Annotated in this window: 20 protein-coding genes; 19 read left to right on the top strand and 1 reads right to left on the bottom strand. The window is 66.4% G+C overall.

Annotation, left to right across the window (positions count from 1 at the left end):
* Window positions 1-112 precede the first annotated feature (112 nt).
* The gene (locus HALZIN_RS0108080) at window positions 113-1,411 is read left to right on the top strand and encodes a M18 family aminopeptidase (RefSeq protein ID WP_031383723.1); all 1,299 of its coding nucleotides are present in this window, start codon (window positions 113-115) and stop codon (window positions 1,409-1,411) included.
* Window positions 1,412-1,666: 255 nt separating this feature from the next.
* Here HALZIN_RS0108080 and rne read toward each other — a convergent pair whose 3' ends face one another.
* Window positions 1,667-4,813 (bottom strand): ribonuclease E, encoded by a 3,147-nt coding sequence (gene rne / locus HALZIN_RS0108075; protein WP_031383722.1) that lies wholly within the window; start codon window positions 4,811-4,813, stop codon window positions 1,667-1,669.
* A gap of 724 nt (window positions 4,814-5,537) precedes the next feature.
* On the opposite strand from rne, the gene HALZIN_RS0108070 reads away from it, so the two are divergent.
* The 18 genes from HALZIN_RS0108070 (at window position 5,538) to HALZIN_RS0107985 (ending at window position 21,539) form a co-directional block, all read left to right on the top strand.
* On the top strand, window positions 5,538-6,494 hold the full coding sequence (locus tag HALZIN_RS0108070; protein WP_031383721.1) for an RluA family pseudouridine synthase: 957 nt from the start codon (window positions 5,538-5,540) through the stop codon (window positions 6,492-6,494).
* A gap of 29 nt (window positions 6,495-6,523) precedes the next feature.
* Complete coding sequence (locus HALZIN_RS0108065; RefSeq protein WP_051907437.1) at window positions 6,524-7,225, top strand: HAD family hydrolase; 702 nt, start codon at window positions 6,524-6,526, stop codon at window positions 7,223-7,225.
* Window positions 7,218-8,285 (top strand): signal peptide peptidase SppA, encoded by a 1,068-nt coding sequence (gene sppA, locus HALZIN_RS0108060; protein WP_031383719.1) that lies wholly within the window; start codon window positions 7,218-7,220, stop codon window positions 8,283-8,285. Before HALZIN_RS0108065 ends, sppA begins: the two co-directional genes overlap by 8 nt.
* Window positions 8,286-8,569: 284 nt before the next feature.
* Window positions 8,570-9,097: a YceD family protein gene (locus tag HALZIN_RS0108055; protein ID WP_031383718.1), complete on the top strand. Its 528-nt coding sequence runs from the start codon at window positions 8,570-8,572 to the stop codon at window positions 9,095-9,097.
* Window positions 9,098-9,129: 32 nt separating this feature from the next.
* The gene (gene rpmF / locus HALZIN_RS0108050) at window positions 9,130-9,300 is read left to right on the top strand and encodes a 50S ribosomal protein L32 (RefSeq protein WP_031383717.1); all 171 of its coding nucleotides are present in this window, start codon (window positions 9,130-9,132) and stop codon (window positions 9,298-9,300) included.
* A 34-nt stretch (window positions 9,301-9,334) separates the two neighbouring features.
* Window positions 9,335-10,426: a phosphate acyltransferase PlsX gene (gene plsX / locus HALZIN_RS0108045; RefSeq protein ID WP_084173443.1), complete on the top strand. Its 1,092-nt coding sequence runs from the start codon at window positions 9,335-9,337 to the stop codon at window positions 10,424-10,426.
* Between the two features lie 5 nt (window positions 10,427-10,431).
* Window positions 10,432-11,397, top strand: coding sequence for an ACP S-malonyltransferase (gene fabD, locus HALZIN_RS0108040; RefSeq protein WP_031383715.1), 966 nt, complete (start codon window positions 10,432-10,434; stop codon window positions 11,395-11,397).
* A 13-nt stretch (window positions 11,398-11,410) separates the two neighbouring features.
* Window positions 11,411-12,154, top strand: coding sequence for a 3-oxoacyl-ACP reductase FabG (gene fabG, locus HALZIN_RS0108035; RefSeq protein WP_031383714.1), 744 nt, complete (start codon window positions 11,411-11,413; stop codon window positions 12,152-12,154).
* Between the two features lie 100 nt (window positions 12,155-12,254).
* Window positions 12,255-12,488, top strand: a complete 234-nt coding sequence (acpP, locus tag HALZIN_RS0108030) for an acyl carrier protein (RefSeq protein ID WP_031383713.1) — start codon at window positions 12,255-12,257, stop codon at window positions 12,486-12,488.
* Window positions 12,489-12,682: 194 nt separating this feature from the next.
* A complete protein-coding gene (gene fabF / locus HALZIN_RS0108025) occupies window positions 12,683-13,921 on the top strand; it encodes a beta-ketoacyl-ACP synthase II (RefSeq protein ID WP_031383712.1) in 1,239 nt (412 codons plus the stop codon).
* A gap of 22 nt (window positions 13,922-13,943) precedes the next feature.
* Entirely contained in the window at window positions 13,944-14,738 is a 795-nt protein-coding gene (gene pabC / locus HALZIN_RS0108020; protein ID WP_031383711.1) for an aminodeoxychorismate lyase, read from the top strand.
* A gap of 48 nt (window positions 14,739-14,786) precedes the next feature.
* Window positions 14,787-15,788: an endolytic transglycosylase MltG gene (mltG, locus tag HALZIN_RS0108015; RefSeq protein WP_031383710.1), complete on the top strand. Its 1,002-nt coding sequence runs from the start codon at window positions 14,787-14,789 to the stop codon at window positions 15,786-15,788.
* 9 nt (window positions 15,789-15,797) lie between these two features.
* A complete protein-coding gene (gene tmk / locus HALZIN_RS0108010) occupies window positions 15,798-16,442 on the top strand; it encodes a dTMP kinase (protein ID WP_031383709.1) in 645 nt (214 codons plus the stop codon).
* Window positions 16,430-17,416 (top strand): DNA polymerase III subunit delta', encoded by a 987-nt coding sequence (locus tag HALZIN_RS0108005; protein ID WP_031383708.1) that lies wholly within the window; start codon window positions 16,430-16,432, stop codon window positions 17,414-17,416. Before tmk ends, HALZIN_RS0108005 begins: the two co-directional genes overlap by 13 nt.
* 27 nt (window positions 17,417-17,443) lie before the next feature.
* Complete coding sequence (locus tag HALZIN_RS0108000) at window positions 17,444-17,779, top strand: PilZ domain-containing protein (protein ID WP_031383707.1); 336 nt, start codon at window positions 17,444-17,446, stop codon at window positions 17,777-17,779.
* 82 nt (window positions 17,780-17,861) lie between these two features.
* Window positions 17,862-18,710, top strand: a complete 849-nt coding sequence (locus HALZIN_RS0107995) for a TatD family hydrolase (RefSeq protein WP_031383706.1) — start codon at window positions 17,862-17,864, stop codon at window positions 18,708-18,710.
* A 13-nt stretch (window positions 18,711-18,723) separates the two neighbouring features.
* Entirely contained in the window at window positions 18,724-19,284 is a 561-nt protein-coding gene (locus HALZIN_RS0107990; RefSeq protein WP_031383705.1) for a DUF1285 domain-containing protein, read from the top strand.
* Window positions 19,281-21,539 (top strand): ATP-dependent helicase, encoded by a 2,259-nt coding sequence (locus HALZIN_RS0107985; RefSeq protein WP_031383704.1) that lies wholly within the window; start codon window positions 19,281-19,283, stop codon window positions 21,537-21,539. Before HALZIN_RS0107990 ends, HALZIN_RS0107985 begins: the two co-directional genes overlap by 4 nt.
* Window positions 21,540-21,549: the final 10 nt, after the last annotated feature.

The raw sequence follows: 21,549 nt of genomic DNA, 5'->3' as shown, positions 1-21,549 counted from the left end.
GTTTCATGTACACTCTGATTCGTTAGTGACCGGCGCAAGCGAGGCTGGCACGAGCCGATTCGGCATTGTAGCAGCCTGTGTCGCCATACACAGACCCAAGATGAGGATCCGCATGCTCCAAGACCCGACTCTGGAACGCCTCCTGACATTTCTGCGGCGCTCCCCGACACCTTGGCATGCCACGTCCAACATGGCGAGACGCCTCGAACAGGCCGGCTATCGGCGCCTGGATGAGACCCAGGCGTGGTCGCTGAGCCCGGGCGATCGCGTTTACGTGACCCGCAACGATTCTTCGCTGATCGCTTTACAGTTGCCGTCTGGCAAGCTGGAGACGCTGCGCATGATCGGTGCGCATACCGACAGTCCCGGGTTGCGACTGAAACCCAATGCGGCGCAGGCCGGCCACGGCTGGCTGCAACTCGGGGTCGAGGTCTACGGCGGTGCGCTGCTGGCCCCCTGGTTCGATCGTGACCTGGGGTTGGCCGGGCGTGTGCATGTGCGACGCGCTGATGGCCGCACCCAAGGCGTGCTGATCAATGTCGATCGCGCCATCGCGACGATCCCCAATCTGGCGATACATCTTGACCGTGAAGCCAACAATGGCCGTGCCCTCAACGCCCAGACCCAAATGGCGCCGGTCTTGTGGCAGGGCGGCGGCGAGACCGGCTTCGAGGGGCTGCTCAAGCGCTGGCTGTATGAGCAGCACAATCTCGAGAGCGTCGAAGTGCTGGCGTTCGAGCTGTGTCTTTACGATGTACAGGGCGCGAGTCGCGTGGGCATTGATGGCGAGTTGATCGCCAGTGCGCGGCTCGACAATCTGCTGTCGTGCTTCTGCGCCATCGAGGCGCTGCTCGGCGGTGACGGTTCCCAGGGCGCGCTGCTGGTGGCCAACGATCATGAGGAGGTCGGCAGCGCCAGTGCCAGCGGCGCTCAGGGGCCCTTTCTCGGCGATGTGCTGCGCCGGGTCAATGCGCAATGCGGCGATGCCGGCGAGGAGGGTCTCGCGCGGCTGATCCAGGCCTCGCGGCTGGTCTCCTGCGATAATGCCCATGCGCTGCATCCCAACTTTCCCGACAAGCACGATGCGGGGCATGGGCCGACGATCAACGGGGGGCCGGTCATCAAGGTCAACGCCAATCAGCGCTATGCGACGACCAGCGAAACGGCGGCGCTGTTCCGCGAGCTGTGCCGTGAGGCGGGGGTGCCGGTGCAGACCTTCGCGGCGCGCGCCGACATGGCCTGCGGCAGCACGATCGGCCCGCTCACCGCCGCCGAGCTAGGGGTGCCGACCCTCGACGTGGGGGTGCCGCAGTGGGCGATGCATTCGATCCGCGAGACGGCCGGCAGCCAGGACATCGATTACCTGATCCGTGCGCTGACGACGTTCGTCGATCGCCGCACGCTGCGCTGATGAGCTGATTTCGCGGCAATCGCCGAGAATGGCACCAAAAAGCCCGCGACCGATCAGGTCGCGGGCTTTCTGCGGCTCGGCGTCCAACGCCCGAGCAGTCTGTCGGATTTGACCGATCGTCGCGAGAAAAGCGGATTTCGAGACAAGTTGATCGATCTGATGAGGCGAATAGCGCGCTATTTAACGAATCAGAGCGAATGAAATTGGCCGAAAGCCCGGGTTTCGCAGCAGATCAGCGTTAAGTCCGACAGGCTGCTAGCAGCTGTCTTCGGTCTGGCCGCTCTCCTGGTGACGCTTCAGGCGCGGATCGTTGTGGGCACGACGGCGCTGACGACGACGTGCGGCGCGCTCACCGGCGTCGGCGGCGCTGCCCGTGGTCTCGCCGCCGGGCGCCTGGCGCTGATCGGCATCAGCCTGCGTCGCTTGCTCCGGGGCCTGGGAGGCGTCCTGGTCGGTTGCCGATTGCGCATCGTCGGCGAGCGCCGCTTCCTCCCGATCGGCCGCAGCCGGGACCGCTGCGGTCTCGTCGGCCGTCGGCGCCGACGAAGTATCAGCCGGTGTCGCGTCTGCTGAACGCTCCTCGGCGCCCGGTTCGCTGGTGACGTCGGTCGTGTCGGCTTGCGACGCGCGCTGCGCTCGCCGGGATCTCGTGCGCTTGGGCTCCGCCTGGGCAGCGTCGCTCTTGGTTTCGCTTTCTTGAGCGGTTGCCGGGGGATTGCCGGTATCGGCGCTCGTGGTTGCCGGTGACTCGGTGGCGTTGCGGTCGTCGGCGGTCTGCTTTTCAGCCTCGGGCTGCACGGCTTGCGGCTCGGCGTCCGTGTGCGGCGCAGGCGCCTGCTCGGCTGTTTCGGCGCGCTTGACACTCTCGGTGCTTGCAGCGTTTTCGACACGTGTCTGTGCCGGCTGAGCATCGCCGTCGACCTGGTTCACCGGCGCGGCGTCATGGGCGGCGACGGGCGAGTCCGCCGGCGCCTGGATCGACTCTTCCGCGTCCTGCGACTGCTCCACGTCCTGCGACTGCTCGGCTTCGGCCTGTAACCGCTCCTGCTCGGCGATCGCGGCCGGGTTCAGGGCATGCTTGCGGCTGCGCTGGCGTGGATTGTTTCGGGTACGCTGGGGCTTGCCGTCAGCCTCGGTCTTGGCCGTGCCTTCGGTGCTGCTGCGCTTGTCGAGGTTGGCGGACTGGTCGGTATCGCTGGGCTGGTCGGCGGTGCCGCGCTTGTTGCTGCCCTCGGCGGGCTTGGCAGTGTCGCGACCCTTGGCCTCGGCCTGCTTGGCATCGCTGGACTTGTCGCCGCGCGAACGCTCACCCTTGGCCTCGCTCCTGCGCTTGCTGTCGGGCTTGTCGCCACGCCGTGCGCTCTCGTCCGTAGCCGTGCGCTCCTGGCGCGCGGCGGGCTTGCGATTGGCGTTTCGGCCGGCATTGGCGCTGCGCTCGTTGCCGTTGTCCGGAGAAGGCGCATTGGCGCCGCTTTTGTCGCTGCGCGTATCGTTGCGATTGTCGCTGCCTTCCGGGCGCCGCCGGCGGTTGCCGTTATTGCGGCGTTGATTGCGTGTGTCGCCGTCGTTGGCGCTCGCGTCGCTGGGCTGCTGGGTGACGCTCTTGTCAGGGCGCGCTTCAACGTGGGCTCGGCGACGGTCCGCGGCGGCCTCTTCTTCGGAACTGCCGATCAGCTTGCCGAGGCCCTTGATGAAGCGCGACACGAGTCCCGCCGGGGCGATCTCGACGGGAGTTGCCGGGGGCGCCGGCGTGGAGGTGGCGGCGGTCTCCGGCGGTTGCTGCAGCGAGGAGGGCGCGGGTGCGGTATGCGCCACGGACTTGACGGCCGCTTCGGTACGCTGGATGGGCTTGGCGAGCGACAGGTCGGGCTCCTTGCCGACTTCGCTCTCGGTGGAGAGCTCGAAGCTTGACCTGGCCTCGTCCTCGTCGTCGATATGGTCGTCGCGCAGGCGCTGGACGTCGTAGTGCGGGGTATCCATGTCCGGGCTCGGCAACAGGACGACCTTGACCTCCTGACGCCGCTCGATGTCGGCGAGGGTGCTGCGCTTCTCGTTGAGCAGGTAGGTGGCGACCGGGACCGGCAGGATGGCGCGGATCTGCGCGCTGCGCTCCTTCATCGCCTCCTCTTCGATCAGACGCATGATCGACAGCGATATCGAGCGGACATCGCGAATGGTGCCCTGGCCGTCGCAGCGCGGGCAGACCACGCCGCTGGTTTCGCCCAGCGAGGGGCGCAGGCGCTGACGCGACATCTCCATCAGGCCGAAGCGCGAGATGCGGCCGATCTGCACCCGGGCGCGGTCGAGCTTGAGGGCGTCGCGCATGCGGTTCTCGACGTCGCGCTGGTTGCGCGCCGGGCCCATGTCGATGAAGTCGATGACCACCAGGCCGCCGATGTCGCGCAGGCGCAACTGGCGGGCGATCTCGTCGGCAGCCTCGGAGTTGGTCTGCAGCGCGGTTTCTTCGATGTCGCTGCCGCGGGTGGCGCGTGCCGAGTTGATGTCGATGGACACCAGCGCCTCGGTGTGGTCGATGACCACCGAGCCGCCGGACGGCAACTTGACCTCGCGCTGATAGGCAGTCTCGATCTGGCTCTCGATCTGGAAGCGCGAGAACAGCGGCACGTCGTCGGCGTAGAGCTTAATCTTCTGCTGATAGGAGGGCATCACCTGGCGAATGAAGCCCAGCGCCTCCTGGTGGATCTCGGGACTGTCGATCAGCACCTCGCCGATGTCCTGGCGCAGGTAATCGCGCATGGCGCGGATGATCACGTTGGACTCACGATAGATCAGGAAGGGGGCGGAGCGCTTGACGGCTTCTTCGGTGATTGCTTCCCAGACCTGGACCAGGTAGTCGAGATCCCACTGCAGCTCTTCGGCGCTACGCCCGATGCCCGCGGTGCGCACGATCACGCCCACCTTGTCGGGCAGCGTGAGTTGCGCCATGGTGTCCTTGAGCTGGCTGCGCTCCTCGCCCTCGATGCGCCGCGAGATGCCGCCGGCACGCGGATTGTTGGGCATCAGCACCAGGAAGCGCCCGGCCAGGCTGATGAAGGTGGTCAGCGCGGCACCTTTGCTGCCGCGCTCCTCCTTGTCGACCTGGACGATGACTTCCTGGCCTTCCTTGATCACTTCCTTGATGTTGGGGCGACCGGAGGGCTCCTTGCTGAAGTACTCGCGGGAGATTTCCTTGAGCGGCAGGAAGCCGTGACGCTCGGCGCCGAAATCGACGAAGGCGGCTTCCAGGGAAGGCTCCACGCGGGTGATCTTGCCGCGATAGATGTTGGCTTTCTTCTGTTCTCGGGCGCCGGATTCGATATCCAGATCGTACAGGCGTTGTCCATCGACAAGCGCGACGCGCAGCTCTTCGGGCTGGGTCGCATTGATGAGCATCCGTTTCATGTTGTCTCGCTAGTTGGCTCGCACCGGTAGGCGGGCCTGGGGACAACGCTGCTGCAATGTCGGTGTGGGCGGTGCGGCGCGCCGGGCGCCGGGAGGAGGTTGCTAGACTCCTTGCCTCGGCGTGGTACGCGGCGCACCGTCTCCACACGTCGATCTAACCAGCGATTCCTTGTGCGTCGGCGACGGCGAATCGCTTCTTGCTCGTGCTGTGCTCAGCGCATGTCGAGTGTGCGTCGTCAGCGACGATAAAGCGCGTCGCTGCAAGATCATGTTGAGTACGCGGCGGCGACAGGACATGTCTCGGTGGGTAATTGATGCTCCCCGTCCGGCCCTGCGGACAACCGCCAGACACCTGGCATTGTTCGATTCGCCGACGCCGGCCTCCGGCACGGTGTTGGTAATCCCCGTGGCGCGCGGCCTTCCCTGTCTTGGTGGGATCGACCCGGGCTCGGGCGTGGCGTCGTCTTTTCGCTTTTCACTGCATGGCGCAAGGCATGGCCCTGTCGCCGTGTTTGTCGCTCCGGCCTGCGTGCGGGTCGTGCAGGCGCTGAAAACAGGCCTGACAGCCTGTTCGAGCGATTTGGGAATATAACAGCAAAGCGACGGAGCAGCAATTGACCCTGAGCCGGCATCGTTGGGTTAGAATGGCCCTTTGCGCGGCGGGTCGGGTGATTGCCGGCTGGCCACGGTGGGCGACGAGATGGGCGACGAGATAGGGGGCCGAATGGCCGAAGGGCGTGACATTCAATGGGTCGAGATAACCGCGGCCCACGCGGGACAACGTATCGACAACTTCCTGCACACGCGCCTCAAGGGGGTCCCGCGCACCCTGGTCTACCGCATCGTTCGCAAGGGCGAGGTGCGGGTCAACAAGAAACGCATCAAGGCCGACTATCGCCTGGCCGAAGGCGACCGGGTGCGTATTCCGCCGTTGCGCATGGCCCCCGAGGAAGCGGTGCGCGAAGTCAGCGACAACCTGCGCAACCTGCTGGCCGGCAGCGTGCTCGTCGAGGGCCCGGGTTGGTTGGTGATCAACAAGCCCTCGGGGCTGCCCGTGCACGGTGGCAGTGGCGTCAAGATCGGCTTGATTGAGGCATTGCGTCAGGTGCGCGACGATCTCGAGTTTCTCGAGCTGGTGCATCGGCTCGACCGCGACACCTCCGGTTGCCTGCTGTTGGCCAAGTCGCGCCCGGCGCTGCTCACGCTCAATGCGGCGCTCAAGCAGCACAAGATGGACAAGCGCTATCTGGCGCTGGTGCAGGGGCGCTGGCCGGTGCGCCGCGATTTCGTCAGCGCCCGGCTCGACCGCTTCGACGCCGGCAACGGCGAGCGGCGGGTGCGGGTCGATCCCGACGGCAAGGTCGCGCGCACGCGCTTCGCGGTGCGCGAAACCCTGCCGGGGGTGACGCTGATCGAGGCCGAGCCGGTCACCGGGCGCACCCATCAGATCCGCGTGCACGCCGCGCACGCCGGTTTCCCGCTGCTCGGCGACGACAAGTATGGCCGTCGCCAGAGTCATCAGCTGGCGGCCCGGCTGGGACTCGAGAGATTGTTCCTGCATGCCGCCTCGCTGGAATTTCCCGAGCCCAGCAGCGGCCGGCCGGTACGCATCCGCGCGCCGCTGGGCGATGATCTCGAAGGCGTGCTCGCCCGGGCGCGCGACCAGGCCGATGACCGGTGAGCGGCAATCAGCAGCGGGGAGGGCATGACTTGCGTTATCAGATGGTGATCTTCGATTGGGACGGCACGCTGGTGGATTCCGAGGCGCGCATCGTCGCCTGCATGCAGGCGGGCGCGCGTGACGTCGGCTGTCCGGCGCTGAGTCGCGACAGCATTCGCGACATCATCGGCCTGGGGCTGCCGGAGGCGATCGCCCGGCTGTACCCATGGCTCGGGTCGGACCAGGCCGAGGCGCTTCGCCAGCGCTATTCGGGTCATTTCGTCAGCGCCGATCAGGTGCCTACAGCATTCTTTCCCGGTGTCGAGACGGGGATCGCTCGGTTGCGTGGCGCCGAGCAGTTGAAGCTGGCCGTGGCGACCGGCAAGAGCCGGCGCGGGCTCGACCGGGCATTGGCCTCGACGGGCAGTCGCGACTGGTTTCACGCCAGCCGCACCGCCGACGAGACGTGTTCGAAGCCCGACCCGCGGATGCTCCGGGAACTGCTTGCCGAACTCGGGGTCGAGCCGGGCGCGGCGCTGATGGTCGGCGATACCGAATACGACATGCAAATGGCGCGTACATTGGGCATGGATCGACTGGCCGTTACCTACGGCGTGCATTCACGGGAGCGCCTGGCGGCCTGTGAGCCGATCCATACCGCGACGTGTTTCGCCGAGGTCATCGACTGGCTGCATGCGGACGCCGATTCGGTCGGTTCGGGCGTGATGGAAACGGGAGTCTGCGATGAGTGACGACAAGCGCTACGACGAATGGACCCAGGGCCCCGAGGTGCCGCCGGGGCAACGGCATCGGGTGAGCGATCGGCCGGTGGCCGAGGGCGAGGATGCCGATGCCCTGCGCGAGCGACAGCGCTTGCAGCAGTTGGAGATGATGGATCGCTGGATGTCCGGCGTGCTCACCGAGCAGCGTCGGTCGCGGCGCTGGAAGCTGTTCTTCCGCTTGTTCTTTGCGGCGCTGATCCTGGCTTCCTTGTCGCTCACGGTCTATGGGCTGTTCTTCGTCGCCGACAAGCCCGCCCCGGCCGGGCCGCTGCTGGGCGTGGTGCGCGTCGAGGGCGTCATCGACGCCCAGGGCGAGGCGAGCGCCGAGCGGGTCATCGAGGGGCTGCGACGCGCCTGGGAGGATTCCGCCGTCAGCGCGATCGTGCTGAAGATCAACAGCCCCGGGGGCAGCCCGGTGCAGTCGCAACGCGTCTACGCCGAGCTGCGTCGGCTTCAGCAGCAAGGCGCCAAGCCGATCTATGCGGTGATCGAGGATATCGGCGCGAGCGGTGCCTATTACATCGCCGCCGGCGCCCGCGAGATCTATGCCGCGCCGGCCAGTCTGGTCGGCTCGATCGGCGTGATACAGGCCAGCTTCGGCCTGCAGGAGGCGATCGACAGGCTGGGCATCGAGCGGCGCGTGTTCACCGCCGGCGAGAACAAGGCCTTCCTCGACCCCTTCAGTCCCATCGAGCCCGATCAGCGTCGCTTCTGGCAGCAGGTGCTCGAGACCACCCATCGGCAGTTCATCGACGATGTCAAGGCCGGTCGCGGCGAGCGTCTGGCCGACGACCCGCGGCTGTTCTCGGGACTGATCTGGACCGGCGAACAGGCGCAGCGGCTGGGATTGATCGATGGTCTCAAGAGCGTCGACGAGCTGTCCCGCGAACGCTTCGGCGAGGTGCGGGTCAAGGACTATACCCCCGGCCTGGATCCGTTCGAGCGCCTGACGCGCCAGTTCGGGCGTGTCGCCGCGCAGTGGCTGGGGCTGCCCAGTGCCGCTTCGCCGGTCCGCTATCAACTGCCCTGAGCGGTGCCGGCGGCGAGCGTCTCGGCGCTCTCGCCGGGATGGCGTCGCTCGTCGATGTCGGGCTCTCCCAGCTGTAGGCGAGGTCGAGCCGGTCGAGCAACTGGCGTCGCCAGCGCGAATTGGAAGCGAGAACCAGGCGAGTCAAGGCAACTCTCTTGTGCTGTGGACTTGAATCTTGTCGTGGCGGGCTTGAGTCGCTAGTCTGCCGCGTCGTGGGGCTTGCTGTACACAGGCACGACGCGCACTTTGACAGCCACCGGGGGAATCCCTATTATTGCGCGCCTATGATGAGCACTAGACTTCCCGCACAGGTCGAACCCTACCGGCTGGCCGCCAACGGACAACGCCTCGAGGGGCTGATGTCGCTAGCGGCGTTGCCGCGCCTGGCCGAGGAGGCCGGCGTTCAGCAGGGCGACTGCGAAGTGACCCTGCAGTTCGACCTCGACGCCCAGGGGCGGCGTTACATCGAAGGCTGGCTCAAGGCCGACGTGCAGCTCGCCTGCCGGCGCTGCCTGGAGCCGATGCCGGTGGCCATCGACAGCCACTGGCTGCTGGGAATGGTCACCAGCGATGCGCTGGCGGCAACACTGCCCGGCGATTACGAGCCGGTACTGGTGGAAGACGAACAGCTTGACTTGCTGCCCGTACTCGAGGACGAAATCATCCTCAGTCTGCCGCAGGTGGTCTATCACGACGAGGCGCATTGCGCCGTCTCGCGGGACCAGCTGGTCAGCGGTGACGCCAGCGAGACTTCGGAAGCGGCGCCCGCGAGCCCCTTCGACGTGCTGCGCACGTTGAAGGACAAACACTGAATCAACCTCGATACGCTCTGGAGTATTACCCCATGGCAGTTCAAAAGAACCGCAAGACTCGTTCCAAGCGCGGCATGCGTCGCAGCCACGATGCCCTGACCACGCCGACCCTGGCCCAGGACAAGGAAACCGGAACGACTCACCGTCGTCACCACATCGCGCCCGATGGTTTCTACCGCGGCCGTCAGGTCGTCGAAGTTTAAGACGTAGCGCGTCCCGGCGGCATTACACGTAGCCGTGCGTATCGCCATCGATGCAATGGGCGGGGATCTGGGTCCCCGCGCTGTTGTTCTGGGGACGGCCGAAGCGCTACGTGACGACCCCGGGCTGAGTGTCGACATCTACGGTATCGAGGATGAACTCGAAGCGGCTGTCGAACGCTTGCCGCGACCCTTCCAGGGGGTGGCGGAGCGCCTGACGTTGTGTCATGCCCCCGGGGTAATCGCCCAGGCGACCAAGATCTCCCAGGCATTGCGTGGCGGCGGCGATTCCAGCATGGCGATGATGCTCGAGGCGGTTGCCTCGGGTCGCGCCGCGGCCGGCGTCAGTGCCGGCAACACCGGGGCGTTGATGGCGCTGGCGCGGCGTGCGCTGGGCATGGTCGGCGATATTCCCAGGCCGGCGATCGGCACGGCGATCCCGAGTGGCAAGGACGGGCGCTGCTACATCATCGACATGGGCGCCAACGTCGAAGCGCCGGCCCGCCGGCTCGTCGATTTCGCGCGCATGGGCGATGTGATGGCTCGTCACGTCGATGGTATCGAGCGCCCGCGGGTGGCGCTGCTCAATGTCGGCGTCGAGGCGACCAAGGGGCCGGACAGCGTGCGCGAGGCGGATACCGTGCTGCGCACCATGCCATCGCTCAACTATATCGGCTTTATCGAAGGCGATGGCTTGTTTGCCGGCGCCGCCGACGTCGTGGTGTGCGACGGTTTCGTCGGCAACATCGTGCTCAAGGCCAGCGAAGGGCTGGCGCGCATGCTCGTCGATCGCTTCCAGGCCACGTTCGCGGCCCATTGGGGTAGCCGCCTGGTGTCGCTGCTGGCTCGACCGGCCTTGCTGCGGGTCAAACGTCAACTCGACCCGGTGCGCTACAATGGGGCCAGTCTGCTGGGATTGTCGGGAATCGTGATCAAGAGCCATGGGCGCGCCAATGCCCAGGGCTTTGCCTTTGCCGTGTCGCGGGCTGCGCAGGAAATACGCATGAACCTGCCTGCACAACTGGCGCACGAACTGCGGCAGTCGGCTATCCCGTCGGCCGCGTGCGGCCGACGGGATAGCGGGTTGGCAACCCGTTCGATACCCGATGAATACAACCCTCAAAGGTGAATGCCATGACTCAATCCCTGGCCCTCGTGTTCCCGGGGCAGGGCTCCCAGCATCTGGGCATGCTGAGAGAGCTGGCCGAACGTTACAGCGTGGTAAGAACGACCTTCGAAGAGGCATCGGAGGCCTTGGGGTACGATCTCTGGCACGTGGTACAGGAAGGGCCCGAAGAGGCGCTCAATGCCACGACCTGCACGCAACCGGCGCTGCTCACCTCGAGCGTGGCGGTCTGGCGAGTCTGGCAGGAACTGGAAGGCCCACGCCCGCGAGTCATGGCCGGGCACAGCCTGGGCGAATATAGCGCCATGGTCTGTGGCGGCGCGCTGAGCTTCGCCGAGGGCGTGCGTCTGGTACGTCTGCGTGGCGAGGCCATGCAGGCGGCCGTGCCGGTCGGCGAAGGCGCGATGGCGGCGATCCTGGGGCTGGACGACGCCGCGGTCGAGCAGGCCTGCGCCGATGCCGCTCAGGGCGCCGTGGTCGCGGCGGTCAACTACAATGCTCCGGGTCAGGTGGTCATCGCCGGCAACAAACCGGCGGTCGATCGGGCGGTGGCGCTATGCCAGGAAGCGGGCGCCAAGCGGGCCCTGCCGCTACCGGTTTCGGTGCCCTCGCATTGCGCGCTGATGAAGCCGGCCGCCGAGCGCCTCGCCGCGGCGATGAACGACGTCGAGCTGAAGACGCCGCGCTACACGGTGATCCAGAACGTCGATGCCCATGCTCACGCCGATGTCGAGACCCTGCGTACGCGTCTGGTCGAACAGCTTTATCAGCCGGTGCGCTGGACCGCCTGTGTCGAGGCGATGACCGAGCTGGGCGCCGAGGTGATCATCGAATGCGGCCCGGGCAAGGTGTTGACCGGGCTCAACAAGCGCGTCGCCAAGGGGGCCAGGGGATTGGCGGTCAACGATCCCGATAGCCTGAGCGCGGCGCTTGAGCTGGCTCGCGAGGCGGTGGGCCAGCAAGCCAATGACTGATTCAGGAACGACTATGACGAGCGAACGCAGAATCGCCCTGGTCACCGGTGCCAGCCGCGGCATCGGTCGTGCCATCGCGCATGAACTGGGGCGTCAGGGGCGGGTCGTGATCGGCACCGCGACCAGCGATGCCGGCGCCGAGCGTATCGACTCGGATCTTCGCGAGCAGGGCATCGAGGGGGCTGGGCGGCGTCTCGATGTTACCGACCAGGCGAGTGTCAATGCGCTGATCAAGGCGATCGCTGACGAGTTCGGCGCGCCGACCATTCTGGTCAACAACGCCGGCATCACGCGCGACAACCTGCTGATGCGCATGAAGGAGGACGAATGGGACTCGGTGCTCGATACCAATCTCAAGTCGGTCTACCGTGTCAGTAAAGCGTGTATCCGTGGCATGACCAAGGCGCGTTTCGGACGCATCGTCAGCATCAGCTCCGTGGTGGCGACCATGGGCAACCTGGGACAGACCAACTATGCTGCCGCCAAGGCGGGAATGGAGGGCTTCTCGCGGGCACTGGCCCGCGAAGTCGCTTCGCGTGGGATCACCGTCAATGCCGTGGCGCCGGGATTCATCGCCACCGACATGACCGAGTCGCTGCCCGAGTCGCAGCATGAGGCCTTGCTCGGGCAGATCCCGTTGTCTCGCTTGGGTCAGCCCGAGGAGATCGCTGCCGCGGTAGGCTTTCTGACCAGCGATGCCGCCGGCTATATCACCGGCGAAACGCTGCAGGTCAATGGCGGCATGAACATGCGTTGAGGCCGCTGTCGATGCCTTGGTTGCGTCGATTAGGGGCCATCTATAAACTACCCGGCAGTTTTCCAGCTGGCGGATATGTACCACTAGGAGTAACGACATAATGAGCACCATCGAAGAGCGCGTGAAGAAGGTTGTGGCCGAGCGCCTGAACGTCAAGGAAGAGGACATCCAGAACTCGTCCTCCTTCACCGAGGACCTCGGTGCGGACTCCCTGGATACCGTCGAACTGGTTATGGCGCTCGAAGAGGAATTCGATACCGAAATTCCCGACGAGGAAGCCGAAAAGATTACCACGGTGCAGGAAGCGATCGATTACGTCGTTGCTCATCAGTAAGCGAGTCGGCATGAGCAAGTCATTATGAGCAAGTGACCCGCGGTTCCGACCGCCGGCGCGCAAGAAAGCCGTTCTGGAAACAGAGCGGCTTTCGCGTTTATGGGCGGCATAGCCGGTAGCCTTCGGGTATACTTGCGCGCAGCGCTGGCAGGTCTACGTAGGCGTGCCCATTATGGACATCTGGAGGAGAGCTGATGCCTCGTAGAAGGGTCGTGGTGACCGGGCTGGGTCTGGTGACGCCGGTCGGTAACACCGTCAAGGAGAGCTGGAGCAATATCCTGGCAGGCAAGAGCGGCATCGCCTCGATCGGGCATTTCGACACCAGCGGATTCAATACGCGCTTCGGCGGATCGATCAAGGACTTCGACATCAGTCCCTATCTGAATCCCAAGGAAGCGCGCAAGATGGATCTGTTCATCCAGTACGGCATTGCGGCGGCTTCCCAGGCGGTCGCCGATGCCGGCGTCGAGTGTCGCGCGGACAATGCCCATCGTATCGGTGTGGCGATCGGCTCGGGCATCGGTGGCCTGCCGATGATCGAACATAACCACGATACCTTGCGCAAGGGCGGCGCGCGGCGTATTTCACCGTTCTTCGTGCCGGGCTCGATCATCAACATGATTTCCGGCAACCTGGCGATCAAGTTCGGCTTTCAAGGGCCCAATATCGCCATTACCACGGCCTGTACCACGGGCACCCACAATATCGGCTATGGCGCCCGCACCATCGCCTATGGCGATGCCGACATGATGGTCTGCGGGGGCGCCGAAATGGCGACCACGCCGCTGGGTCTGGGTGGCTTCTCCGCGGCACGCGCGCTGTCCACGCGCAACGACGATCCCGCCGCGGCCAGCCGGCCGTGGGATCGCGATCGTGATGGTTTCGTGCTCTCCGATGGCGCCGGGGTCGTGGTACTCGAGGAATACGAGCAGGCCAAGCGGCGTGGCGCGACCATTTATGCCGAGCTCAAGGGCTTCGGGATGAGCGATGATGCCCATCACATGACGGCGCCGCCCGAGGACGGACGCGGCGCGGCGCAGGCGATGACCAACGCGACCCGCGACGCCCGTATGGATCCGGCGCAGATCGATTACATCAACGCCCACGGCACGTCCACGGCGACCGGCGATCTGGCCGAGAGTCGCGCCGTCGAGCGGGTCATGGGCGATGCGGCGAACAAGGTCGCGGTCAGTTCCACGAAGTCGATGATCGGCCACTTGCTGGGGGCGGCGGGCGCCGTCGAGGCGGTGTTCAGCATCCTCGCTCTGCGTGATCAGGTGGCGCCGCCGACCATCAACCTCGATAACCCCCAGGAAGGCTGCGTTCTCGATTACGTGCCGCATACCGCGCGCGACATGACGATCAACAACGCGCTGTCCAACTCGTTCGGCTTCGGCGGAACCAATGGGTCGCTGATCTTCTCGCGTGTCTGACGCGGGCCCTCTAGACGCCGGTATGCCGGTGCCGTTCGATGACCGCGGCCTGGCCTATGGCGACGGTCTGTTCGAGACCGTACTGGTGCGTGACGGCCGGCCATCGCTGTGGGACTACCATCTGGCGCGGCTACGGCGCGGCTGTGCGGCACTCGGCATCGATGCCCCCGACGAGGCAGTGCTGGCAACCTTGCCCGCCGCGGCCGAGTCGGGACTGTCGGTGCTCAAGGTCATCGTCACCCGGGGCAGCGGCGGCCGCGGCTATCAGGCGCCGGCCGACCCCGAACCACGCCTGCGCTGGCAACTTTCCGCGTTCGAGCCACGTCGCGAGCGTTGGCAGCATGGCGTGGCGGTTCGTCATTGTCGGCTGCGTCTCGCCGAGCAGCCGGCACTGGCCGGTATCAAGCACCTCAACCGGCTCGAGAACGTGTTGGCGCGTCGCGAATGGACATCCCCAGACATTGCCGAAGGTCTGCTGACAAGCATTGGCGGGCATTTGATCGAAGCCACCAGCATGAATGTCTTCTGGCGACGCAACGGCCGCTGGCAGACACCCTGCCTCGAGCGCTGCGGCGTGGCCGGCACGCTGCGTGCCGCGCTGCTGGAACGGCTCGGCATCGACGAAGTCGAGTTCGAACCGACGGCGCTGGAAACGGTCGAAGGGCTCTGCCTGGGCAATTCGGTTCAAGGCCTGTGGCCGGTAACCGCACTGGAGAGTCCATCGGGAGAACCCCTGGAGCGATGGCGCATCAGCGATGATTTGCGTTTCTTTCAGCAACAAGCCCACGCGCTGCTCGGCTATCCCGCCGGTATCTAACGGCGCCATTGCCGAAGTTCACGCCACGATTTGCGACAAGGATTTACCATGCGCTTGCTGAAAATCATCCTGGTCCTGGCCGTTTTACTGGCGGTGGCCGGGTTCGCCGGGTTTCGCTATTGGCAGGCCCAGCTCGACCGTGCGTTGTCCATCGATGCGCCGGTGGTCTACGAAGTGCCCCGTGGGGCTAGCTTCAATCAGGTGGTTGGCGACCTGGCCGAACGCGGCATTATCGCCGAGACCTGGTCGCTGCGGTTGCTCAAGCGTGTCGATGCGCAGAGTCTGCCGGCGCTGCGGGCCGGCGAGTTCCGGCTGAAGCCTGGCATGAGCGCCCGCGAGGCTCTCGTGCTGCTCGGCAGCGACAACATCGTGAGCTACTCGCTGACCATTCCCGAAGGATGGACTTTTGCGCAGATGCGCGCGGAATTGAATGCCGCCACCAAGCTGGAGAATCGCACCGCCGCCATGAGCGACGCCGAAGTGATGGCTGAGCTGGGCTATCCCGACCAGTATCCGGAAGGCCGCTTCTTCCCCGATACCTACCGTTATCACAAGGGCGTCAGCGATCTCGAACTCCTCGCTCAGGCTTACCAACGCATGCAGCGCACCCTGGAGTCGGTCTGGGCGAAGCGGGACGAGGGGCTGCCGCTTAAGACGCCCTACCAGGCACTGATCATGGCTTCGTTGATCGAGCGTGAAACCGGCGCCGACGGCGAGCGTCGCAAGATCGCCGGCGTGTTCACGCGACGTCTGACCAAGGGCATGCGCCTGCAGACCGACCCGGCGGTAATCTACGGGCTGGGCGACGACTACAATGGTGATATCAGCAAGGCGGACCTGCGCCGCGAAACGCCCTACAATACCTACCTGATCGAGGGTCTGCCGCCGACGCCGATCGCCATGCCCGGGCGCGCCGCGCTCGAGGCAGCGGTGAATCCGGCCGAGGGAAAGGCGCTGTACTTCGTCGCCAAGGGCGACGGCAGCCATAAGTTCTCGGAGACGCTCGACGAGCACAACGCCGCCGTGCGTCGTTACATCCTCAATCGCTAAGGGCGCAGCATGCATTCTCTCGGACGCTTCATCACCCTCGAAGGCAGCGAGGGGGTTGGCAAGAGCACCAATGTCGGCCTGGTCTGTGAGTTGCTGCGCGCGCAAGGCCACGAGGTTGTGGCGACCCGCGAGCCGGGCGGCACACTGCGGGGCGAGGCGATACGCGAGTTGTTGCTGAATCCGGACGAGCAGGAGCCGCTCGCCGAAGACGCCGAGCTGCTGCTGATCTTCGCCGCCCGCGCCCAGCATCTCGCCCGGCTCATAGGGCCCGCGCTCGAACGCGGCGCCTGGGTGGTCTGCGACCGTTTTACCGATGCCACCTTCGCCTACCAGGGCGCCGGCCGCGGCATCGATCGACAGCACATAGCGACTCTGGAAGCCCTGGTCCAGGGGACGCTGCAACCGGATCTGACGCTGTTGCTCGACATGCCGGTGACGGCGGCCCGCGAACGCGTGGTCGCGCGCGGCACCCCCCCCGACCGTTTCGAAGGCGAGCGCGGTGCCTTCTTCGATGCAGTGCGGCGTGCCTACCGCGAGCGTGCCGAAGCGGCGCCTGGGCGATTCGAGATCGTCGACGCCGCGCGGCCGCTCGAGGCGGTACAGGCCGACATACGTCAGCGCTTGCTGGCAAGGCTGACGCGATGGAATACCTGACGCCGCCGCCCTGGCACGCCGCCATCTGGCAGCGGCTGTGCGCGATGCAGGACGATGGCCGCCTGCCGCATGCGCTGTTGTTGTCCGGGCCGCATGGGGTTGGCAAGCAGCAGCTCGCCGATGCGCTGGTGGCGCGCACGCTGTGTCGCCGGCCGGGCGTTTCCGCCTGCGGCGAATGCCATAGCTGCCGGATGCTGGCCGCGGGCTATCATCCCGATCTGCTGCGGGTCGCCCCGGCCGATAACCGGCGCCAGATCCGCATCGACCCGATCCGCGAGGTCAATGCCTTCGTCGCCCAGACCGCCCAGCAGGGCGGGGCGCGGGTGATCGTCCTGCAGCCCGCCGAGGCGATGAACGTGGCGGCCGGCAATGCCCTGCTCAAGAGCCTCGAGGAGCCCGGCGAGCGTACCCTGTTCATCCTGCTCGCCGACATTCCCTCGCGCATGCTGGCGACCATTCGTTCGCGTTGCCAGCACTGGGCGCTGGGCATTCCCGATCGCGCGCAGAGCCTTGCGTGGCTCAATGAAACGCTCGGTGAAGTCCAGGATGGCGATTTCTGGTTGCGCGTCGCCGGCGGCCTGCCACTGCTGGCCGCCGACATGGCGGGCGGCGAGGCGCGCGGGCTGCGCCAGGACCTGCAGGAACTGTTCGATTCGCTGGTGCGCGGTGGCGAGCCAATCGCCGAAGCCGCGCGGCTCGATCGCCAGGCCGTGGAACGTATCCTGTGGTACGGTATTGCCTGGTTGGAGGACCTGATTCGCCTGGGCTTGTCAGGCGATATCGACCAGCTTCGCAACCCCGACCTGCTGCCGCTGTACCGTCAGGCGGTCAAGAACGCCCGCCTGCGCGACTGGTTCCGTCTGCTCGATTACGCCCGCGAGCAGCAGCGGCTGCTGATTGCCGGCGGCAACCCCAATCCGCAGCTGGTGCTGGAAGCCTGGCTGGTTCGTTGGTCCGCCCTGTTGCGTTCCTGACGCAGCGGGCCATGGGAGCTTGAGACGATGGCCGAACAGAAAGCGCTTTCATTGACCTTCAAGGACAGAGCGACCCTGCTGTCGGCGTTCATGCCGGCGCTGGAGCGGGGCGGGGTGTTCGTGCCCACCCGCGATCGCTATGTGCTGGGCCAGACGGTCTATCTGTTGCTGACCATGCCTGGCGAGATCGAGCGCCTGCCGGTCACCGGCCAGGTCGTGTGGATCTCGCCGCCGGGCGTATCCGGGCGTCGGGTGCCGGGTATCGGCGTGCACTTCAGTTCCGACGACCGGCGCGTGCGCGACCGCATCGAGAATCACCTGGCCGGGATGCTCGACAAGGGCACGCCGACCTATACGCTTTGAAGAGCTTCGAGCTTCGAGCTTCGAGCTTCGAGCTTCGAGCTTCGAGCTTCGAGCTTCATGTTTCCGATCCGAGTAAATCTGCATGTTCGTCGATTCCCATTGCCATCTCGATCGCCTCGATCTTGGCGCCCACGACGGTGACCTGAACGCCGTGCTGGACACCGCGCGTGAGCGTAACGTACGCCAGTTCCTGGCGATCGCGGTAACGCTGGAGGACGTCCCCGGGCTGGCGGCACTGGCCCGCGAGCACGTCGACGTGGCGATCGCCGCGGGCCTGCATCCGCTGCAGCGAGTCGACAGTGAGCCCGATGTCGCCGCAATCAAGGCCTGCGCCGAGCGTCACGCGGCGGTCGCGATCGGCGAAACCGGGCTGGATTATCACTATCAGGACGTCAGCCAGGCGACACAGCGAGCGCGCTTCGCCAATCACCTGATCGCCGCCCGCGAACTCGAGCTGCCGGTGGTCGTGCACACCCGCGAGGCCCGCGAGGACACGCTGGCGCTGATTCGGCGTCACACCGACCCGGCGGTGGGCGGCGTGTTGCACTGTTTTACCGAGGAACTCGACATGGCTCGCGAGGCGGTGCGTCACGGCTTCTACATCTCGCTGTCGGGCATCGTGACGTTTCGCGACGCCGACACGGTGCGTGAACTGGCGCGGCGCATACCCCTCGATCGGTTGCTGATCGAGACCGACAGCCCCTACCTGGCGCCGGTGCCCCATCGCGGCCGAGCCAACGAACCCCAATGGGTGGTGGAAGTCGCCGAGTGCATCGCCGCCGAGCGGGGCATCAGCGTCGACGAGGTGGCCATGCAGACCACGGCCAATTTCTACCGGCTGTTTCGCGGCGCGGTGCCCCAGGCGCCCGAGGACGTGCGCCAAACGCTGGCCGAGGCGCGGATGATCGGCGCCGATGGCCAAGCAGTCTGACGGGGGATGGCCAATGTCGCTTGATGGGCTGCTCACCCCTGTCGAGGGTGACGGAGCAATCCCGCCGCTGGAGCGCTGGCAACCGGCGCTGAGCGGCGACATGGATCTGCTGATACGTGCCGATGGCGGGTGGCTGCACGACGGCGAGCCGATCCGCCGGCCGCGGCTGGTGCGTTTGCTGTCGACGATTCTGCGCCGCGAGGCCGATGGCGACTATTACCTGGTCACACCGGTGGAGAAGTGGCGCATCCAGGTCGAGGACCGACCGTTCCTGATCGTCGATGCGGATGCGCAGGGCGAAGCCGATGCGCTGGCCTGGCACATCGACACCAATGTCGGCGACCGTGTCACGCTGGGCGCCGAGCATCGCCTCGTACTCAGCGAGACCCCGCGCGGCGAGCCGGTGCCCGAGGTCGCGATCCGTTTCGGGCTCGCCGCGCGTCTGCATCGCAATGTCTATTATCGGCTGATCGAGCAGGCCGAGCAGCGTAGCCAGCCGGGCGGTATCGCCCTGGGGCTGACCAGCAATGGCGTCTGGCAACCGCTCGGTTGGCTCGACGAGGCGGCGCCGTGAAATTGACCGACGAGCAGCGCGCGGTGGTCGGGCATGCCGGCGGCCATGCGCGGGTCGCCGCGGTGGCGGGTGCCGGCAAGACCACCACGCTGGTCGCCCGGGTGTTGCACCTGTTGGCCGCCGGCGTGCCGGCGCGACGCATGCTGGTGCTGATGTTCAATCGTTCAGCGCGCGAGGACTTCACCGCCAAGCTGGTGTCCCTGGCGCCGGCCGGCCAGGCGTTGCCCGAAGTGCGTACCTTCCATTCCATCGGCCATCGCCTGACCCAGTCGCTGACCCGCTGGGGGCGGCTCGCGCCGCGCCAACTGCTGGCCGCCGACTGGCAGCGTGAGAAGCTGTTGCGCCAGGCGGCGATGCGCGCGCTCGAGGGCGCCGACCCCGCGACACGCGAAGCCGCACTCGACCCCGAGCGCATCGAAGCCCTCGGGCACTTCTGCGAGATGGTCAAGGCCGAGCTGGAAGCACCCGAAATGCTCAAGGAGCGCCTCGACCTGGGCGAGCATACCGGTCACTTCGTCGAGGCCTTCCGACAGATGGAGGCATTGCTCGAGCAGCAGGGCGGCATGACCTACGCCGATCTGCTGTACCGGCCGCTGCGTTGCCTGGAAAGCGACGCCGAATCCCGCGCCCGGGTCGAGGGCTTTCTCGATCACGTGATCATCGACGAGTATCAGGACATCAACCTGGCCCAGCAGCGCCTGCTGGCAGTGCTCGCCGGAAGCCGGGCGGCGGTGATGGCGGTCGGCGACGCCAATCAATGCATCTACGAATGGCGCGGCGCGCGTCCGGACTACATGCTCCAGCGCTTTGCCGCGAGTTTCGGCGAGGCCACCGACTACCCGCTGTCGACCACGTTTCGCCACGGTCATGCCCTGGCGCTGTCCGCCAATCATGCCGTGCGTGCCAACCGTCGGCGCCCCGACCAGTTGTGCCTGGCCGCCCCCGGCAATCCGCGCACCTCGCTGGCCGTGGGCCAGGGCGGCGCGCGGCTGATCGCGGCGCTGCAGGGCTGGCAGCGTGAGGGGCGCACCCTTGCCGAGGGTTGTGTGCTGGTGCGTAGCTGGGCGTTGTCGGTCTCGGTGCAGTTGCAGTTGCTGCGCGCCGGGATTGCGTTTCGCCTGTCGCGGGACGACCGCTTCGTGTTCCGTCTGCCGCTGGTCCAGGCCCTGGCCGGCTACCTGCGCCTGGCTCGCCAACCACGACTGCTCAACGATCCCGAGCATCTCCTGTTGCTGTTCTCCCAGCCGACGCCGTTCGTCGCCCGCGAGCGCTTGCAGGCGCTGGTGGTGCAGCTGGCGGACCGACAGCGCTGGCCGGAGCGTCACGACCCGCTGTTGGCCGAGCTCAAGCCGATCCAGCGGCGCAACCTGAAGAAGCGTTGGGAGCTGCTTTGCGAGTTGCCGCGGCTGGGCAACATGCCGGCGTCGCGACTGCTTGAGCTGGTGGTCGAGCGGCTCGATGCCGAGAAGGTCCTCAAGCGGGCGGCGGCGCGGCGCGAGAAGGGCGAGGAGGACGTGCGGCTGCTGGATATCCTGATCGAGCAGGCGGAGGAGCTGACCCAGGCGCCGGACGCCTTCCTGGAGCTGCTCGATCGCCGGATCGAGGGCGCCGAGGACGGCGTGCTGATCACCACGGTGCATGGCGCCAAGGGGCTCGAATGGCCGTTGGTGGCGCTATGGGGGCTCAACGAAGGGGACTTTCCACACTATAGCCGCGACAACCCCATCGACGACGAGCGCCTGGAGGAGGAGCGGCGACTGTTCTACGTGGCGATGACCCGCGCCCAGGAGCGCTTGCTGATGCTTCACGACGGCGGCGAGCATCGCCCCAGTCGGTTCCTGTCGGAAAGCGCCTGGCGGGACTGCCAGCGCATCGACGATGCGCTGGCGGAGCAGAGCGATGCGTTGATAAGCGATGCGTTGGTAAAGGAGGGGGCAGAGAAAGCTGCGCTCGAGGTGGGCGACCCGGCCTTGGTCGAGCGCTACCTGCGGCGCATCGGCGCGGATGGGGCGCTGAGCGTCACGCCGGCGACGCGGGTCGCCAGCCCCGGCGCGGAATACGCTGCGTTAGTGCATGGCATGGGCTTCGCCGTCGGAGAGTGGGTGCGTCACGCGGTGTTCGGCCCCGGCGAGGTCGTCGTGGTCGAGGGCGACCCGCGCAGCCCGGTGCTCGAGGTCCGCTTCGAGCAGGCGGGGCGGCGGCGTCTGATCGCCGAACGCGCCCCGCTCGAGCGCCTGGCCGGCGGGCGCGCCTGACCAGCCCGTT

The sequence above is a fragment of the Halomonas zincidurans B6 genome, assembly GCF_000731955.1.
Classification (GTDB): domain Bacteria; phylum Pseudomonadota; class Gammaproteobacteria; order Pseudomonadales; family Halomonadaceae; genus Modicisalibacter; species Modicisalibacter zincidurans.
This window is presented reverse-complemented; position numbering and strand designations above follow the sequence as displayed.

Coding starts and splice junctions, on each gene's coding strand:
- HALZIN_RS0108080 (WP_031383723.1), top strand. CDS start 113: ATGCTCCAAGACCCGACTCTGGAACGCCTCCTGACATTTCTGCGGCGC.
- rne (WP_031383722.1), bottom strand. CDS start 4,813: ATGAAACGGATGCTCATCAATGCGACCCAGCCCGAAGAGCTGCGCGTC.
- HALZIN_RS0108070 (WP_031383721.1), top strand. CDS start 5,538: ATGGCCGAAGGGCGTGACATTCAATGGGTCGAGATAACCGCGGCCCAC.
- sppA (WP_031383719.1), top strand. CDS start 7,218: ATGAGTGACGACAAGCGCTACGACGAATGGACCCAGGGCCCCGAGGTG.
- HALZIN_RS0108055 (WP_031383718.1), top strand. CDS start 8,570: ATGATGAGCACTAGACTTCCCGCACAGGTCGAACCCTACCGGCTGGCC.
- rpmF (WP_031383717.1), top strand. CDS start 9,130: ATGGCAGTTCAAAAGAACCGCAAGACTCGTTCCAAGCGCGGCATGCGT.
- fabD (WP_031383715.1), top strand. CDS start 10,432: ATGACTCAATCCCTGGCCCTCGTGTTCCCGGGGCAGGGCTCCCAGCAT.
- fabG (WP_031383714.1), top strand. CDS start 11,411: ATGACGAGCGAACGCAGAATCGCCCTGGTCACCGGTGCCAGCCGCGGC.
- acpP (WP_031383713.1), top strand. CDS start 12,255: ATGAGCACCATCGAAGAGCGCGTGAAGAAGGTTGTGGCCGAGCGCCTG.
- fabF (WP_031383712.1), top strand. CDS start 12,683: ATGCCTCGTAGAAGGGTCGTGGTGACCGGGCTGGGTCTGGTGACGCCG.
- pabC (WP_031383711.1), top strand. CDS start 13,944: ATGCCGGTGCCGTTCGATGACCGCGGCCTGGCCTATGGCGACGGTCTG.
- mltG (WP_031383710.1), top strand. CDS start 14,787: ATGCGCTTGCTGAAAATCATCCTGGTCCTGGCCGTTTTACTGGCGGTG.
- tmk (WP_031383709.1), top strand. CDS start 15,798: ATGCATTCTCTCGGACGCTTCATCACCCTCGAAGGCAGCGAGGGGGTT.
- HALZIN_RS0108005 (WP_031383708.1), top strand. CDS start 16,430: ATGGAATACCTGACGCCGCCGCCCTGGCACGCCGCCATCTGGCAGCGG.
- HALZIN_RS0108000 (WP_031383707.1), top strand. CDS start 17,444: ATGGCCGAACAGAAAGCGCTTTCATTGACCTTCAAGGACAGAGCGACC.
- HALZIN_RS0107995 (WP_031383706.1), top strand. CDS start 17,862: ATGTTCGTCGATTCCCATTGCCATCTCGATCGCCTCGATCTTGGCGCC.
- HALZIN_RS0107990 (WP_031383705.1), top strand. CDS start 18,724: ATGTCGCTTGATGGGCTGCTCACCCCTGTCGAGGGTGACGGAGCAATC.